At 61.6% G+C, this 15,826-nt stretch carries 14 protein-coding genes; 7 read left to right on the forward strand and 7 right to left on the reverse strand.

All coding sequences use genetic code 11. The annotated features are described in order from the left end of the window. Window positions 1-2: 2 nt before the first annotated feature. Entirely contained in the window at window positions 3-2,042 is a 2,040-nt protein-coding gene (locus tag VSX56_RS13900) for an oxidoreductase (protein ID WP_350937948.1), read from the reverse strand. Between the two features lie 239 nt (window positions 2,043-2,281). On the opposite strand from VSX56_RS13900, the gene VSX56_RS13905 reads away from it, so the two are divergent. From VSX56_RS13905 to VSX56_RS13920, 4 genes are all read left to right on the forward strand, one after another. Beyond that, the gene (locus VSX56_RS13905; protein WP_339115298.1) at window positions 2,282-2,941 is read left to right on the forward strand and encodes a potassium channel family protein; all 660 of its coding nucleotides are present in this window, start codon (window positions 2,282-2,284) and stop codon (window positions 2,939-2,941) included. Window positions 2,942-2,991: 50 nt separating this feature from the next. After that, the gene (locus VSX56_RS13910) at window positions 2,992-4,290 is read left to right on the forward strand and encodes a TrkH family potassium uptake protein (protein ID WP_339115618.1); all 1,299 of its coding nucleotides are present in this window, start codon (window positions 2,992-2,994) and stop codon (window positions 4,288-4,290) included. 72 nt (window positions 4,291-4,362) lie between these two features. After that, window positions 4,363-5,013 (forward strand): DUF1007 family protein, encoded by a 651-nt coding sequence (locus tag VSX56_RS13915; RefSeq protein ID WP_350937950.1) that lies wholly within the window; start codon window positions 4,363-4,365, stop codon window positions 5,011-5,013. Next, window positions 5,001-5,867, forward strand: coding sequence for a nickel/cobalt transporter (locus VSX56_RS13920; RefSeq protein WP_350937953.1), 867 nt, complete (start codon window positions 5,001-5,003; stop codon window positions 5,865-5,867). Before VSX56_RS13915 ends, VSX56_RS13920 begins: the two co-directional genes overlap by 13 nt. Before the next feature lie 104 nt (window positions 5,868-5,971). On the opposite strand, the gene VSX56_RS13925 is transcribed toward VSX56_RS13920, so the two are convergent. After that, entirely contained in the window at window positions 5,972-7,186 is a 1,215-nt protein-coding gene (locus VSX56_RS13925) for a GTP-binding protein (RefSeq protein ID WP_350937955.1), read from the reverse strand. 283 nt (window positions 7,187-7,469) lie between these two features. Here VSX56_RS13925 and VSX56_RS13930 point away from each other — a divergent pair, with 283 nt between their 5' ends. Continuing rightward, complete coding sequence (locus tag VSX56_RS13930; protein ID WP_350937957.1) at window positions 7,470-8,342, forward strand: DMT family transporter; 873 nt, start codon at window positions 7,470-7,472, stop codon at window positions 8,340-8,342. A 55-nt stretch (window positions 8,343-8,397) separates the two neighbouring features. Then, window positions 8,398-8,730 (forward strand): DUF2322 family protein, encoded by a 333-nt coding sequence (locus VSX56_RS13935; protein WP_339115303.1) that lies wholly within the window; start codon window positions 8,398-8,400, stop codon window positions 8,728-8,730. Window positions 8,731-8,787: 57 nt separating this feature from the next. Here VSX56_RS13935 and VSX56_RS13940 read toward each other — a convergent pair whose 3' ends face one another. Continuing rightward, window positions 8,788-10,674, reverse strand: coding sequence for a PhoX family protein (locus VSX56_RS13940; RefSeq protein WP_350937960.1), 1,887 nt, complete (start codon window positions 10,672-10,674; stop codon window positions 8,788-8,790). Between the two features lie 134 nt (window positions 10,675-10,808). Continuing rightward, window positions 10,809-11,333, reverse strand: a complete 525-nt coding sequence (locus VSX56_RS13945) for a VOC family protein (RefSeq protein WP_339115305.1) — start codon at window positions 11,331-11,333, stop codon at window positions 10,809-10,811. Window positions 11,334-11,833: 500 nt separating this feature from the next. Here VSX56_RS13945 and VSX56_RS13950 point away from each other — a divergent pair, with 500 nt between their 5' ends. Next, window positions 11,834-12,094: a hypothetical protein gene (locus tag VSX56_RS13950; RefSeq protein ID WP_339115306.1), complete on the forward strand. Its 261-nt coding sequence runs from the start codon at window positions 11,834-11,836 to the stop codon at window positions 12,092-12,094. Between the two features lie 198 nt (window positions 12,095-12,292). Here VSX56_RS13950 and nrdF read toward each other — a convergent pair whose 3' ends face one another. The 3 genes from nrdF to nrdI are packed head-to-tail and all read right to left on the reverse strand — an operon-like array spanning window position 12,293 to window position 15,818. Then, complete coding sequence (gene nrdF / locus VSX56_RS13955; protein ID WP_349295191.1) at window positions 12,293-13,261, reverse strand: class 1b ribonucleoside-diphosphate reductase subunit beta; 969 nt, start codon at window positions 13,259-13,261, stop codon at window positions 12,293-12,295. Window positions 13,262-13,284: 23 nt separating this feature from the next. Then, on the reverse strand, window positions 13,285-15,420 hold the full coding sequence (nrdE, locus tag VSX56_RS13960) for a class 1b ribonucleoside-diphosphate reductase subunit alpha (RefSeq protein ID WP_349295192.1): 2,136 nt from the start codon (window positions 15,418-15,420) through the stop codon (window positions 13,285-13,287). Beyond that, window positions 15,396-15,818 (reverse strand): class Ib ribonucleoside-diphosphate reductase assembly flavoprotein NrdI, encoded by a 423-nt coding sequence (gene nrdI, locus VSX56_RS13965; RefSeq protein ID WP_339115309.1) that lies wholly within the window; start codon window positions 15,816-15,818, stop codon window positions 15,396-15,398. The genes nrdE and nrdI overlap by 25 nt, the downstream gene beginning before the upstream one ends. Between the last annotated feature and the right edge of the window lie 8 nt (window positions 15,819-15,826).

Below are 15,826 nucleotides of genomic sequence, written 5' to 3' on the forward strand. Positions count from 1 at the left end.
CCTTACATCGCCCGCATCAGGCGCATCCCGTCCAGCACCGCCGCATGGGTGTTGCGCGCCGAGACCGCATCCCCGATGCGGAACAGCTTGAACCTTCCATCCGCATTGGGGGCAAGCGTCTGCGGGCGGCCCGCGATCAACGCCTCGTAATCGACCTGCCCCAGATTGGAGGACTGCCCCTTGAGGTCGAAATAGAGATCATCGAGCGGCAGCGTGCCGGAATTCACCACCAGCTGATCGACCAGACGTTCCTCCTCCTCCGGCCCGTAATCCGAACCCAGCGTGACCTTGATCCGGTTGCCCTCGCGCGTGGCCGCCTTCAGCCGCCATGTCAGCGTGGTCCTGAAATCGCGCCCCTGCAGCGCGCGGATATAGGGGGTGAGGTTCATCGCCATCACCTCGGGGGCCAAGGCCCGATCCGCCGAGACCAGTTCGACCTTGCCACCAGCCGCGGTAATCCTCTCGGCCGCCATCAGCCCTGCATGATCGCCCGCCTCATCAAAGATCAGCACCTCGGAGGCCGGCGTCACATCGCCAGAGAGGATATCCCATGCGCTGATCGCCAGATCCGCGCCGGGCTGGCCCAGATCTGTGCGCGGCAGACCGCCCGTCGCCACAACGACCACTTCGGGCTCCTGCGCCAGCACATCCTCGCCTTCGGCAAAACAGTTGAATTTGAAGCTGACCCCCAGCGTATCGCATTCGCTCATCCGCCATTCGGTGACCGCGAGCATCTCGCGGCGGCGTGGATCCTGTGCGGTCAGCCGGATCTGGCCGCCCGCCTCGTTGGCGGCCTCCAGAACGGTGACCTTATGGCCACGCAGCGCCGCGACCCGTGCGGCCTCAAGCCCCGCAGGCCCCGCCCCCACAACCGTCACCCGCAAGGGTGCCTCGGCAGGATCGATCCGGTGCGGCAGCTCGATCTCGCGGCCCGAGGAGGGATTGTGCATACATAGCGCCCCGCCCGCCTGATAGATGCGATCGATACAGAAATTCGCGCCGACACAGGGCCGGATACGCTCTTCCTGACCCGCCACCAACTTGGCCACCAGATACGGATCGGCGATATGGGCGCGGGTCATGCCGACCATATCCAGCTTGCCCGAGGCAATGGCGTGGCGCGCGGTCGACAGATCGGGGATGCGCGCGGCATGCAGCACCGGCAGCCGGACCTGCGCCTTCACCTCGCCCGCAAGATCCAGATGCGGGGCCGAGCGCGAGCCCTGGATCGGGATCACATCGGTGAGCCCCGCATCGGTGTCGATATGGCCACGGATAACGTTGAAGAAATCGATCAGCCCGCTTTCGGTCAGGCGCTTGGCAATCTCGTGGCCCTCGCCCGCATTGATCCCCTGCGGCAGGTCCTCATCGACCACACCGCGCACCCCCACGATGAATTCGGGCCCCACGCGGTCACGGATCGCCTGCAGCACCTCCATCGAGAATTTCATGCGGCTTTCAAGGCTCTGCGCGCCATAGGGGCCGTCCAGCTCGTTCCATTGCGGCGACCAGAACTGGTCCATCAGATGGCCGTAAGCCTCCAGCTCGATCCCGTCGAGCCCTGCGTGTTTCATCCGCTCGGCGGCATCCGCATAATCGGCGATGATGCGGGTGATGTCCCAATCCTCGATCAGCTTGGGCATCGCGCGGTGGGCAGGCTCGCGGACGGTGCCGGGGGCGACGGTGGGCAGCCAGTCGCCACGGTCCCAGCGGGTGCGGCGGCCCAGATGGGTCAGCTGGATCATCACCGCGCAGCCCTCGTCATGACATTCCTGCGCAAGCTTGCCCATATGGCCCACGATCTCGTCCTTATAGGCGAGGATATTGTTGAAAGCGGGCGGGCTGTCGGCGGCGACGCTGGCCGAACCCGCGGTCATGGTCATCGCGATCCCCGCGCGGGCGCGTTCGAGGTGATAGGCGCGGTAGCGCTCGGTCGGCATCCCGTTCTCGGCATAGGCAGGCTCGTGCGAACTGATGAAGATCCGGTTTTTCAGGGTCAGATGTTTGAGCGTGAAAGGCTGCAATAAAGGGTCGTCGCGCATGGGAATCCTCCGGTGGCCGCAACCTATGCGGGCTATCCCAAGGCAAATCCGCCCCGCAGCCCCTGTCAAATCCCTGAGCGACCTGACTTGTTTATAAGCGACACCCATTTGCAAACGGGAGCAAAGTCCATTTATCGCGCGCGCGAAGTGCCCGCCTTTCGGGCAAGTCGCGTAACAGATTGACTTTCCGCGAATCCGCGCCAACCTCTGGCGCATCTGAAACGGCCTACGGAGCCAACATGCCCAAAGAAACCCGCACCTTCGCGATTATCGGCCTCGGAGCGTTCGGCTCTGCGGTAGCAAGCGAACTGGCGAGATTTGGCAACACCGTCATGGGCATCGATCAGGACGAGGCCCGCGTGGCCAAACTGGCCGATGCACTGACCTCTACCGTTATTCTGGACGCCACCGACGAGCAGGCCCTGCGCGAGGCGGGCGTCGACCGCTATGACGTGGCACTCGTGGCCATCGGCCATGATATCGAGTCGAGCATTCTGGCCACGATGAATGTGCGCGTGCTGGGCGTGGACCAGCTCTGGGTGAAGGCGATCAACAAGACCCATCACCGCATCCTGTCCAAGCTCGGCGCCGACCGGATCATCTTGCCCGAGCAGGAAATGGGCCGCCATGTGGCGCAGCGCCTGAACAATCCCGTGGTGCAGGATTACGTCAACCTCGGCAACGGGTTCAGCGTGGTGACCATGGCCGTGCCCGAGAGGCTGAAGGGGCGCCTGCTCTCCTCGCTGGATTTCGAACATTACGATCTGCGGCTTCTGGGCTTGATGCGGGGCACCGAGTTCCATCCCTGCGAGACCGAGGGGCTGGAGCTTGCACCCCAGGACAAGCTTCTGGTGCTGGGCCGCAGGCCCGATCTGCGCAGCTTCGGGGATGCGTTGTGAAACCCTCGACGCGTATGCTCTGGCACAAATGCCAGCGTCGCCTGACCCATATGCCACCGCCGCTCCTGCTGGCCGTGCTCTATGCCTCGGCGATCCTCCTGGGCGCCTGCGCGCTGATGCTGCCCATCTCGCGCCATGCCCAGATCAGCTGGTCGGATGCGCTCTTCACCGCCACCTCGGCGGTGACAGTGACGGGGCTCGTGGTCTTCGATATCGGCACCAGCCTGAGCCTCTTCGGGCAGATGGTGCTGGCCTTCCTGATCCAGCTGGGCGGGCTCGGGCTGATGACCTTTGCCGTGCTGGTGCTGGGGGCTTTGGGCCTGCCGATCGGACTGACCGGACAGATCTATCTGCGCGAGGACCTCAACCAGAACTCCATGCACCGCCTGATGCAGCTGGTGCGCGTGATCCTTAAGGCCGTGCTGATCTGCGAGGCGATCGGTGCCGTCGCCCTCTGCTTCAGCTTCGTGCCACGGCTCGGGCTGCGCGACGGGGTCTGGCAGGCGATCTTCCATTCCGTCTCGGCCTTCAACAATGCGGGCTTCTCGACCTTTTCCAACGGGCTGATCGGCTATGCGACCGATCCGATCATCAATCTGGTGATCCCTGCCCTCTTCATCATCGGCGGGATCGGCTACACGGTGCTGCGCGAGCTGGGCTCGGGCAAGGGCTGGAAACGCTTCAGCCTCTCGACCAAGATCGTGCTTCTGGGCACGGCCATCCTGATCCCGTGGTCGGTAGTGATGTTTGCCGCGCTCGAATGGACCAATCCCGGCACGCTGGGCGGCCACACCGTCTGGGCCAAGCTGATGATCAGCTGGTTCCAGGGGGTAACGACCCGCACGGCGGGCTTCAACACCACCGATATCGCGGCCATGCATGACAGCACCTCGCTGATGTTCATCTCGCTCATGCTGATCGGCGGGGGACCGGCCTCGACCGCAGGCGGTATCAAGGTGACGACCTTCGTGGTCATGCTGCTGGCCACGGTGGCCTTTTTCCGCCGCCAGACCCAGCTCAACGCCTTCGGCCGCTCGATCGGGTTCGAGGCCGTGCTGAAGGTGATGGCGCTGACCGCGATCAGCACCGTTCTGGTGTTCGTGGCCACCTTCCTGATCCTGATCACCCATGACGGGCGGTTCCTCGATGTGGCCTTCGAGGTCTCGAGCGCCTTCGGCACCGTCGGGCTCTCGCGCGACTATACCAGCCATCTTAACGAATTCGGGCGCGCAGTGATCATTGCCGTGATGTTCCTCGGGCGCGTCGGGCCGCTGACACTGGGCTTCTTCCTTGCCACCCATTCGGTGCCACGGCTGCGCTATCCAAAGGGCGAGATCCATCTGGGCTGAGGATACGGCTTTGTGTTCGCCCGCAAGCGGGCGGGCATTGCCAAAACCCCATCCACGCGGCTAGGTGGGATCATGCGCAAGATCCTTCTCACATTGGGCCTTCTGATAGCCCTGCCGCAATGGGCCGAGGCCCATCCGCATATCTTTGTCGATGCCTCGCACAAGCTGATCTTCGATGATCAGGGCCGCCTGACGGCCGTGCGGGTGACATGGGATTATGACGAGATGTTCACCATGCTGATGGTGGAAGACGGCAAATACGACACCAATGGCGATGGTGATGTCACCGGCGACGAGCTGGAGGCCTTCCGGCTCTGGGATGCCAATTGGCCACCGGATTTCGGCGGTGATCTGGTCATCCATGCCGATGGCAAGGATCAGGCGCTGGAAGGCCCCACCGATTGGGCCGCCGAATGGCATGACGGGCGCGCGGTCTCCATCCATACGGTCAAGCTGGAGACCCCGCTCGATGTGTCCAAAGGGATCGTCCTGCAGAATTATGACCCCTATTTCTACGTCGATTACGAGGTAACGAAGACCCCCACCTTCGAGGGCCGCAGCGACTGCAAGGCCAAGATCGTGCAGCCCAAGCCGCACCAGGTCTCGGCCAAGACCGCCGCGGCCATCGCCAATCTGCCCGCCGACCAGACGCCCGAGCAGGCGGGGCTCCCCAATGTCGGCCAGTATTTCGCCCAGACCGTGGAGATTACATGCGGTGGGTAATGCTGGCCGCCTGTGCGGTGATCCTGGGGTTTGCGGCGCTTTGGGGGTTGGGCGTATTCCAGGGGCTGCACTTCGCGCTTCTGGACATACAGCGTAGTTTCCAGAGCGTATTGGCGCGGGCGATGCGCGCGCTCAAGGCCGATCATCCGGGGGCGCGCGCGAGCCTGATCTGGCTGAGTTTCCTCTACGGTGTGGTCCATGCCGCAGGGCCCGGCCATGGCAAGATGGTGCTGGGCAGCTGGGCCTTTGCCTCCAAGGCGCGGCTTGCGCGGGTGGCGGGGATTACGCTGACCGCAAGCCTTGCGCAATCGCTCTGCGCCATCGGGATCGTGGTGATCGGCGCCTCGGTTCTGGGGCTCGGGCGGCAGGCACTGACCGAACTCGCCGAAGGGCCGGTGACGCAGCTCGGCAATATCCTGATCGGGGCGCTCGGGGCCTATCTGATGGCGCGCGCTCTTCTGGGGCTCTGGCGGAGCCTGCGCAAACCCCGCACCCAACACCACCATCATCACGAAGGCTGCGGGTGCGGCCATGCCCATGCGCCCGATCCCGAAAAATCGGCCCGCGCAAGCCTGCCCCAGGCCCTTCTGCTGATCGGGTCGGTCGCGTTCCGGCCCTGCACGGGCGGGCTGTTCGTCATGCTGCTGGCATGGCTGATCGGTGCCCCATGGACGGGCGCCTGGGCGGTTCTGGCGATGGGGGTGGGCACAGCCGTCGTGACACTGGCCATCGCGCTGGCGGCAGGCCATATGGGCAACCGATTTGCCCGCAGGCCCGACCGACCCTGGCTCGGCATCGCGGGGCGGTTCTTCGAGATGGCGCTCGGCGCGATCATTCTGGCCATCGCGATCTGACCCCTGACACCAGCAGAACGCCCCCGCCTCGGGAAGGGACGGAGGCGTTCCAGATCCGCACCGCCCGTCGTCACGGGCAGGGGCGGCGCGGAAATCCGGGGGGCTCAGGCCGCTTCAGGCTGACGCCAGCGCGGGAAGGGATCGGGCAGATCCGCCCAGCTGTGCGGCGGGATCTCTTCGGGATCGATCAGGGCGCTATCGAGTGCGCGGGTGATCCCCTCCTCGTCCAGCCCCGCCCCGATAAACACCAGCTCCTGACGCCGGTCGCCATAGGGTTCCTGCCAGTGCTGCTCCAGATAGCTGCGTGCCGACGGATGGTCGGGCCAGCGCTCCTGCGGCACCGAGGCCCACCAGATCCCCATCGGCTTCACCGCCGACAGCGCCCCTGCCAGAGAGAATTCCGCCAGCCAGTCGGGACGGGTCGCCAGCCAGAAATGGCCCTTGGCGCGGATCACCCCGCGCAGCGGCCCGTTCAGCACATCGTGGATACGCTGCGGATGGAAGGGCAGGCGCGCGCGATAGACGAAGGACGACACGCCATATTCCTCGGTTTCCGGCACATGATCGGCAAAACCATAAAGCTCCTTGGCCCAGAGCGGATGCTCATGCGCGGTGTCGAAATCGAAGAGGCCGGTATCGAGGATTCGCCCGGGCGCGACCTTGGAATGGTCGGTCTCGATGATCTGTGCATCGGGATTGAGCGATGTGACGATCTTGCGGGCCGCATCGACCTTGGAAGGCCCTGCATCGCTGACCTTGTTGAGCACCACGACATCGGCAAACTCGATCTGGTCAACAAGCAGATCGACGATCCGGCGCTCATCGCCCTCCCCCATGCTCTCGCCGCGATCGGCAATGAAATCATGGCTCGAATAATCATTGAGCAGGTTCGCGGTATCGACCACCGTCACCATCGTATCGAGTCGCGCGACATCCGAGAGGCTCTGCCCGTCCTCGTCGCGGAACTCGAAGGTCGCGGCCACCGGAAGCGGCTCGGCAATGCCCATGCCCTCGATCAGCAGATAATCGAAGCGCTTCTCGGCCGCCAGACGGCGCACCTCGGCCAGCAGGTCGTCGCGCAGGGTGCAGCAGATGCAGCCATTGGTCATCTCGACCAGTTTTTCCTCGGCATGGCTCAGCGCGGCCCCGCCAGAACGGACGAGATCGGCATCGATATTCACCTCGGACATATCATTAACGATCACCGCAACGCGGCGGCCCTCGCGATTATTAAGGATGGAATTCAGCAAGGTGGTTTTTCCGGCCCCCAGAAATCCCGAGAGCACGGTGACCGGCAAGCGGCTGTCTTCGACTGACATGATGGGTCATTCCTTTTGTGCCATATCCAGTTATGTTATACTATAACGATCATACTCCAACCAAGGACGCAAGCCCCCTCTTGTCACCCAAATGTAACCGCGATAGCCTCGGCGCGATCGACAGAGTGGCAACTAGGATTCCGGGCGTATCGCGCTGCCAGCGACCGAGCGTTGCAGAGACCACGGGCTTCCTTCCTTGGCTGCACCCGAGGGGGAAAATCCCAGAGGAGGAGACGTCGAGATCAACCAACGTCCCGTTCCGGGGCGCTCAAAGGGGGTCTCTATGACTGTATCTTCCGTCCTGATGGTGCTTTGCGCCGCCCTCCTCCATGCCAGCTGGAACCTGATTGCCAAACGAAGCGCCAAAGTCGGGCCGGTTTTCGTGTTTGTCTACTCGGGCTTTGCCTGCCTTTTCTATGCGCCATGGGTGTTCTGGGTCATGGCCGATGGCACCTTCACATGGAGCGCCTTGGGGCTTGCCGTGATGGTCGCAAGCGGCGTTATCCATCTGGGCTATAATCTCTGCCTGCAACAGGGCTATGCGAAGGCCGATCTCTCGGTCGTCTATCCGGTGGCGCGCGGCACAGGCCCGCTCCTGTCGGTGCTCGGGGCGTTCTTGCTGCTAGGGGAGCAACCTACGGCAGGAGGGGTCGCGGGAATGCTCTGTGTGGTCGCGGGGATCTTCCTGATCGCCACCCAAGGCCGTCTCGCGGTCTTCACGAGACCCGGCGGCAAGACCGGTCTCCTCTGGGGGCTGGCGACCGGAAGTCTGATCGCCTGTTATACCGTGACCGATGCCTCTGCCGTGAAGCTATTGGGCATTGCGCCCGTGATGCTCGACTGGGTGTGTAACCTGATGCGGGTGGGGCTTCTGGCACCGGCCGTGCTGCGCCACCCCGACCATATGCGGGCGAGTATGCAGGGGCATTGGGGGCGCGCCGCCCTGATCGGGCTATTTTCTCCGCTGGCCTATATTCTGGTGCTGACCGCCATCTCGCAGGGCGCGCCGCTCAGCCATGTGGCGCCGTTGCGCGAAAGCTCGATGATGGTGGGCGCACTTCTGGGCATGGTGCTCCTGAAGGAGCCGGTGGGCGCGGGGCGGCTTGCGGGCTGCGCTATTCTGGTGGCGGGTGTGATCTTGCTTTCGGGTCTCTAGGCGCGCGCGCGCCAACCTGCTAAGCCCGCGCAAACCAACCCGAAAGGATGACCCCATGATCCAGCCAAGCGCCTCCTTCAAAGACAATCTGCAACAGCTGCCGCCGATCGACGCACTCGCACGGATCGAGCTGCTCGATGCTACCGGCACGGTGGTGGACACGATCGAGAACGAAGCGGGCCGGAAAGGCTCTCTGGCCGTCTACAACTATATCGCAGGCACCTTCGAGGCGCTGGATGCCAAGGCGGCGGCACATGCGGTGGCTGTGTTTGCCGAACATGGCGAGGAGGCGAAATCCCATCGCGGCTCGCACCCCAATATCGACCGCCTGCTCGATATCATTGGCGGTGCCCCCGCACTTGCGCTGCGCCCCGTTCTGGCGGCCTGATCGGCCATGGAAAAACCCTCCGGCGCAGGCCGGAGGGTTCGGTATTGAGCGGGTGGCTCAGCCGACCAGCTGACCGTCATCGCGTTTCACCGCGATCACGCTCGAGCGCGGCAGACCGCTCTCGGCAGGCCAGCTCCCGCCCGGGTGCTGGATGCCCACGAACATGGTGCGGCGGTCCGCCGACCAGCAAAGGCCGGTGATCTCGCAGCCATTAGGGCCGGTCAGGAAGCGCGCGATCTCGCCGGTGGTCGGGTCGCCCGCGAGCTGCTGGTTATTGCCCATACCGGCATAATCGCCCTCGTTGCTATCCTCGCCATCGGTCTGGATCCACAACAGGCCCGCGCTATCGAAGGTCATGCCATCGGGCGAGTTGAACATATTGCCACCGGTGACATTCTTCGAGCCTGCATAGGCATCCGAATGCACCTCCGGATTGCCCGCCATCACGAAGAGATCCCATTTGAACGTCTCTCCGGCATGGTTGTCGTCGCTCGGATACCAGCGCACGATCTGGCCGTAATTATTGGCATTGCGCGGGTTCGGACCGTTGACGGCGGTGTCATCGCCACCGGCATTCGGCTTCACGCCGCGGTTCTTGTTATTGGTCAGGCAGCAATAGGCCTCGACCGCATAGGGGTTTACGGCAATCCATTCGGGGCGGTCCATCGTGGTCGCGCCCAGTTTCGAGGCCGCCTGACGGGCGAAGATCAGCATCTCTGCCATCTCCATGCCGGTGGTCTCGGGGGTCATGGCGAGCCACTCGCCGGTCTGGTCATCGTGGAACTTGGCCACATAAAGGATGCCGTCATCCAGAAGACCGTCCGTCGGCTGACCCGCGACATAGGGGTTGGTCGAGACATAGCGGTAGAGGAACTCGCCGCGCTCGTCATCGCCCAGATAGACCACCACACGCCCGTCGGGCGCCAGCGTGACTTCGGCATTCTCGTGTTTGAAACGGCCCAGAGCGGTGCGTTTGACCGGCGTGCTCTCGGGGTTGGTCGGGTCGATCTCGACCACCCAGCCGAAGCGGTGCGGCTCGTTGGGGTTCTGGCCCAGATCGAAGCGCGGATCGAATTTCTCGTAGCCATACTGGCTCTCGTCGCCCAGACCATAGCGGTCATACCCCGCCTTGACCGTATCGGAGATACCGGTCGCCGTGCCGCCGAAATAGCCGTTGAAGTTTTCCTCGCAGGTCAGATAAGTGCCCCACGGAGTCTTGCCCGCGCCGCAATTGCCCATCGTGCCCAATACCTTGGTGCCGGTGCTGTCTGCCGAGGTCTGCATCAGCGCATGGCCTGCGGCCGGACCCGAGATCGCCATCTCCGCATTATGGTGCAGGCGGCGGTTAAAGCGCGAGTTCTTCACCGGCGCATAACCGTTCTCGCCCTCGGCGATCTCCATCACCGTCACGCCCTGGAAGTTCTGGAGCGTGCGCACATCCTCGGCTGATTGCGGAACGCCATCGGGAGTATGGGGAAGGTTGATCTCGGAATTCACATATTCATTGTTGATCGCGATGATCTCGTGCGATCCGATCTGGAACGTCTCCATCCCGTCGGTATTCTCGCCGAAGACCTTGTCCGAATCCGCCGCGGTCACACCGTTGGTGGCATCGAAATCGGCCACATTATCGAAGAGCGGGTCGCCCCAGCTGACCATGGTTTTCCAGTTCCAGCCCTCGGGCACATGCACCGTCATATCGGTCTGTGCGTCGATCGGGGTGAAGGGGAAACGCGAGGCGGCCTGGGCCTGCGCCGAGGTCGAGTTCAGAAGGCCGGTGCCCATTGCAACCGCGCCGGAACCGAAGGCCACGAGGCCACTCAGGAAGCCACGGCGCGAGATGGCGCGCTCGACCACACGGTCGAATTCGTTCTCTTCGGGGCGGGGAAAATGCAGCTCATCCCACTCATCGGCGGGCATCTTATGCGGAGGCAGCTTCGTCATTTTGGCGTTCCTCGTTTCACTTGATGAGCGAGGAGTTAATGAGCCAATGAAAAGGTTTTGTGACGTTTGCCTTAAGAAATCACGACATGCTCCCTTTCCTGTGATTGGAAAGGGAGCATTGATATCTTTCTTTTTTAGTCCGGGAAATAGCGGGTCTGCGTCGCTTCTTTCGCGTAGTGCATCGGCGACGGCATGTGATTGAACTCGATGATCAATCCCCAAGGCGTTTTGCAGAATTGGGACTGGTTTCCGGGCCCCTCTTCCGGCCCTCCCCCGTCAATCGGGCCTTTCAGGATCTCGGCACCAGCGGCCTTCAATTTGGCAATCGCCTCCTGCATGTCACGGCAATAGATGCAGATATGATGATAGCCCTGATCCTCGAAGCGAGGCTGGTCCTTACGGCCGGTATTCTCTACCTCGAACAGCTCGATATTCGGACCGGATCCAATCCGAATCATGGTGATCGCCTTCACGGCACTTTCCATCGCCAGATCGTTGATCGGGTTCATTTCAGGACCGGTAATCGGATCCTCGTCTTTGGTTTTGGCACGGAACAGGATTGTCGCGCCAAAGGCCTTCTCGAAAAACACCTCGGCTTCGGTAATATCGGGAACGGTCAGCGCCACATGTTCAAGCCCCAGAAACACATCATCTGTCATGCTACAACCTCTTATAATATAAGAAAACTTCCCGCGACCCGCGGGTATACCCGGTCAACGCGTCTGCCTCCGCTTGGGTTTCGGGATTTTTCAAAATTTTGCCGTGAGCAGGATAATCGTGAATATTTCGGAGATAAATCTTGACTTAAGGATCAAGAATACCAGATGCTAGAGAGGATCGTGGGAAGCCTATGGCTGCTCTCGATCCATCGGGGATATCCCCGATCACGCCCACCGAACGGCGTTACGATTTCCGGTCAGAAGTGACCTACCACGCTACAGCTGCTCCTGTAGGTGGTGCCGCATATCCGGTTTTTGCCTGATATGCAGGTCGGCCCTGTGCCGATCGGGCTGGAAATTTCATGGAAATGTCATGGATCTGTTTCCGAGTTGGAAAGATTCCCGGCGCATACTCCGTGAAGTTCACATGATGAACGCAACCCAGGGGCGCACCTGACTGACACAATGCCCCGTGTCTCACAAGAATAAAGGATACCCGAATGGGACTTAAACTGACTGAACTGACGAACCATCACGCCACAGGCGAGCTTGATGGCCAACCTTTCCACCTGACCGTCGAAAACGGCCAGTATTATGTGCGGATCAAACCCGAAAACGCCGCAGCCGGTCATGACTGGACCTTGGCGGATACCTTCGTGGCCCCCGTATCTACCCGCAAGGGAATGGCGGACCGGATCCGTTCCTATGCTTATGCGGCGACGGCAAAATACCGTCAATTCCAGCGCTTCGGCGCGATCTGATCGCCACGATCCGGCCTCCGGATCGGGCAGATGATACGACCGGCCCCGGCATATGGCGATTGCGCCTCTGGCTCGGGCCCTGGTCGGGATCACCCCTCCCCTACCTTCAAACGCATCAGCCCCCGACAGGTCGTCAGGGGCTTTGTTTTACGCGGGGTCTATAAAAACGCCCCGCTCTGGTGGAGCGAGGCGCGAGGATCAGAAATCCCAGTCTTCGTCTTCGGTGGCCACGGCCTTGCCGATGACATAGCTTGAACCGGAGCCCGAGAAGAAGTCGTGGTTCTCGCTATCGGGCGAGAGGGCCGCCATGATCGCGGGGTTCACCTCACAGGCTTCCGGCGGGAAGAGCGGCTCGTATCCCAGATTCATCAGCGCCTTATTGGCGTTGTAATGCAGGAAGTGGCGGACATCCTCGGTCAGGCCGATATCGTCATAAAGCTCCGCCGTATACTGCGTTTCCACCTCGTAGAGGTCGAACATCAGCGCGAAGGCGAAATCCTTGACGGCCGCACGTTCCTCTTCGGAGACCTTCTCCAGAGCGCGCTGGAACTTGTAGCCGATGTAATAACCATGCACCGCCTCGTCGCGGATGATCAGGCGGATCATATCGGCGGTGTTGGTCAGCTTGGCGCGGCTCGACCACCACATCGGCAGATAGAAGCCCGAATAGAACAGGAAGCTCTCGAGGAAGACCGAGGCCACTTTCTTGCGCAACGGATCCTCGGCCTTGTATTCCTTGAGGATCAGGTTTGCCTTGCGCTGCAGATGCGGGTTTTCCTCAGCCCAGCGGAAGGCCTCGTCCACCTCTGCGGTCATGCACAGCGTCGAGAAGATCGAGGAATAGCTCCGCGCATGCACGGCTTCCATGAAGGCGATATTCGACAGAACCGCCTCTTCATGGGGCGTGACCGCATCTTCCATCAGCGTCGGCGCACCGACGGTGTTCTGGACGGTATCCAGAAGCGTCAGACCCGTGAACACACGGATTGTCAGCTGGCGCTCATGTTGCGTCAGATTGGCCCAGGAGGGCACGTCATTGGACAGCGGCACCTTTTCCGGCAGCCAGAAATTCGACGTCAGACGGTTCCAGACCTCAAGATCCTTATCATCCTGAAGCCGGTTCCAGTTCACCGCCTTGAGCGGCGCTTTTTTCATTTGGTCAAGCATGAAACTCTTTCCTTTCCCGACAGTTACAGGCTGCAGGAGACGCAGCCCTGCACTTCCGTGCCTTCGAGCACGGCTTGGCGGAGCCGGATGTAGTAGATGGTCTTGATCCCAGATTTCCATGCACGGATCTGTGCACGGTTGATATCGCGGGTCGTCGCGCTATCGGGGAAGAACAGCGTGAGCGACAGGCCCTGATCGACATGCTCGGTGGCCGCCGCATAGGTGTCGATCAGCTTTTCGGGACCGATCTCGTAGGCATCCTTGTAATATTCAAGGTTGTCATTCGACATATAGGGCGCCGGATAGTAGACGCGGCCGATCTTGCCTTCTTTGCGGATCTCGATGCGCGCGGTGATCGGGTGGATCGAGGCGGTCGCATTGTTGATATAGCTGATCGAACCGGTCGGCGGCACGGCCTGCAGGTTACGGTTATAGAGCCCATGTGCCATCACCGCCTCACGCAGCTCGGCCCAATCGGCGCGGGTCGGCAGGGTGATGCCGAATTTCTCGAAGAGCGCCGTGACGGTCTCGGTTTCCGGCAGCCAGTCACGGGTCACATATTTCTCGAAGAAGCTGCCATTGGCATAATCCGACTTCTCGAAATTCACGAAGCTCTCGCCCTTCTCGCGGGCGATCAGGTTCGAGGCCCGCAGTGCGTGATAGGCCACAGCCGCGAAATAGGCCGAGGTGAAATCGATCCCCTCTTCCGAGCCGTAATGGATGCGCTCGCGCGCGAGGAACCCGTGCAGGTTCATCTGGCCCAGACCGATGGCGTGGCTCTGGTCATTGCCCTTGCGGATCGAGGGCACTGCATCAATCGCCGACATTTCCGACACAGCCGTCAGCGCGCGGATCGCGGCCTCGACGGTCGCGCCCAGATCGCCGCCATCCATCGCGCGCGCGATGTTGAGCGAGCCGAGGTTGCACGAGATATCGGTGCCCATATGGTCGTAGCTCAGATCCTCGTGGAAAGTCGAGGGCTCGGCCACCTGCAGGATCTCGGAGCAGAGGTTCGACATGGTGATGCGCCCGTCGATCGGGTTGGCGCGGTTCACCGTGTCTTCGAACATCAGATAGGGATAGCCGGATTCGAACTGGATCTCGGCGAGAATCTCGAAGAAGCGGCGTGCACGCATCTTGGTCTTGCGGATACGGGCATCGGCCACCAGCTCGTCATATTTCTCGGTAACCGAGATCTCGGAGAAGGCGCAGCCATAGACTTTCTGGATATCATGCGGCGAGAAGAGATACATCTCGGCATCGCGCTTGGCCAGCTCGAAGGTGATATCGGGGATCACCACGCCCAGCGACAGCGTCTTGATGCGGATCTTCTCGTCGGCATTCTCGCGCTTGGTGTCGAGGAATTTCAGGATGTCCGGGTGGTGGGCGTTGAGGTAAACGGCCCCTGCCCCCTGACGCGCGCCCAACTGATTGGCATAGGAGAAGCTGTCTTCGAGCAGTTTCATCACCGGAATGACGCCCGAGGACTGGTTCTCGATGCCCTTGATCGGCGCGCCCGCTTCGCGCAGGTTGGTGAGCATCAAGGCCACACCACCGCCGCGCTTCGACAGCTGCAGCGCCGAATTGATCGACCGGCCGATCGATTCCATGTTGTCTTCGAGGCGCAGCAGGAAGCAGGACACCAGCTCGCCGCGGCTCTTCTTGCCCGCGTTGAGGAAGGTCGGCGTTGCCGGCTGGAAGCGGCCCGCCAGCATCTCTTCGGTCAGCGACAGCGCCATCTTGCGGTCACCGCGCGCCAGCGCTAGCGCGACCATCACCACACGGTCCTCGTAACGCTCGAGGTAGCGCTGGCCGTCGCGGGTCTTCAGCGTATAGGCGGTGTAATATTTGAATGCGCCAAGGAAGGTCGGGAAGCGGAACTTCTTCTTATAGGCGGCATCCCAGATCTGGCGGCAGAAGTCGCGATCATAGAGCTCCAGCACGGCGGCATCGTAATAGCCCTCGTCAACGAGGTAATCGAGCTTCTCGTCCAGCGAATGGAAGAACACGGTGTTCTGGTTCACATGGTTGAGGAAATAGGCGCGCGCGGCCTGACGGTCTGCCTCGAAACGGATTTTCCCATCCGCATCGTAAAGGTTCAACAGCGCGTTCAGCGCGTGGTGATCGAGCCCTTTTACGGCGTCTGCTTTGTCAAGCATTGTGCTCTCCAGAATTTCTCGAGCCCGTCTCTGACGCGGGCAATATCTAGGTCGGTGCCGCTCAACTCGAACCGGTAGAGCAGCGGGATCTTGCATTTCTCGGCGATCACTTTGCCCGCATAGCCATAGTAGATCCCGAAATTGGTGTTTCCAGTGCCGATCACACCCCTGATATTCTTGCGTATCTCGGGGTTGTTCAAAGCATGGATCACGGGTTTGGGAACCGCTCCCCGGCCCTCGCCATCGCTATAAGACGGGCATATCAGCACAAAAGGCAGCTCGGCCAAACTGGCCGAGCGATCTTCGGTGCCCCCGATGCGTATAGCAGGCAGACCGAGCCGTGTGACGAAGCGATGCGTGTTTCCGGTGGCCGAGGAAAAATAGGCCAGTCCGGTCATCGGCTTGC

The sequence above is a fragment of the Thioclava kandeliae genome (assembly GCF_040297545.1).
Lineage (GTDB): Bacteria > Pseudomonadota > Alphaproteobacteria > Rhodobacterales > Rhodobacteraceae > Thioclava > Thioclava kandeliae.

Bases quoted from the DNA above. Each gene is read 5' to 3' on its own strand.
- VSX56_RS13900 (WP_350937948.1), bottom strand. From the start codon at position 2,042: ATGCGCGACGACCCTTTATTGCAGCCTTTCACGCTCAAACATCTGACC.
- VSX56_RS13905 (WP_339115298.1), top strand. From the start codon at position 2,282: ATGCCCAAAGAAACCCGCACCTTCGCGATTATCGGCCTCGGAGCGTTC.
- VSX56_RS13910 (WP_339115618.1), top strand. From the start codon at position 2,992: ATGCCACCGCCGCTCCTGCTGGCCGTGCTCTATGCCTCGGCGATCCTC.
- VSX56_RS13915 (WP_350937950.1), top strand. From the start codon at position 4,363: ATGCGCAAGATCCTTCTCACATTGGGCCTTCTGATAGCCCTGCCGCAA.
- VSX56_RS13920 (WP_350937953.1), top strand. From the start codon at position 5,001: ATGCGGTGGGTAATGCTGGCCGCCTGTGCGGTGATCCTGGGGTTTGCG.
- VSX56_RS13925 (WP_350937955.1), bottom strand. From the start codon at position 7,186: ATGTCAGTCGAAGACAGCCGCTTGCCGGTCACCGTGCTCTCGGGATTT.
- VSX56_RS13930 (WP_350937957.1), top strand. From the start codon at position 7,470: ATGACTGTATCTTCCGTCCTGATGGTGCTTTGCGCCGCCCTCCTCCAT.
- VSX56_RS13935 (WP_339115303.1), top strand. From the start codon at position 8,398: ATGATCCAGCCAAGCGCCTCCTTCAAAGACAATCTGCAACAGCTGCCG.
- VSX56_RS13940 (WP_350937960.1), bottom strand. From the start codon at position 10,674: ATGACGAAGCTGCCTCCGCATAAGATGCCCGCCGATGAGTGGGATGAG.
- VSX56_RS13945 (WP_339115305.1), bottom strand. From the start codon at position 11,333: ATGACAGATGATGTGTTTCTGGGGCTTGAACATGTGGCGCTGACCGTT.
- VSX56_RS13950 (WP_339115306.1), top strand. From the start codon at position 11,834: ATGGGACTTAAACTGACTGAACTGACGAACCATCACGCCACAGGCGAG.
- nrdF (WP_349295191.1), bottom strand. From the start codon at position 13,261: ATGCTTGACCAAATGAAAAAAGCGCCGCTCAAGGCGGTGAACTGGAAC.
- nrdE (WP_349295192.1), bottom strand. From the start codon at position 15,420: ATGCTTGACAAAGCAGACGCCGTAAAAGGGCTCGATCACCACGCGCTG.
- nrdI (WP_339115309.1), bottom strand. From the start codon at position 15,818: ATGACCGGACTGGCCTATTTTTCCTCGGCCACCGGAAACACGCATCGC.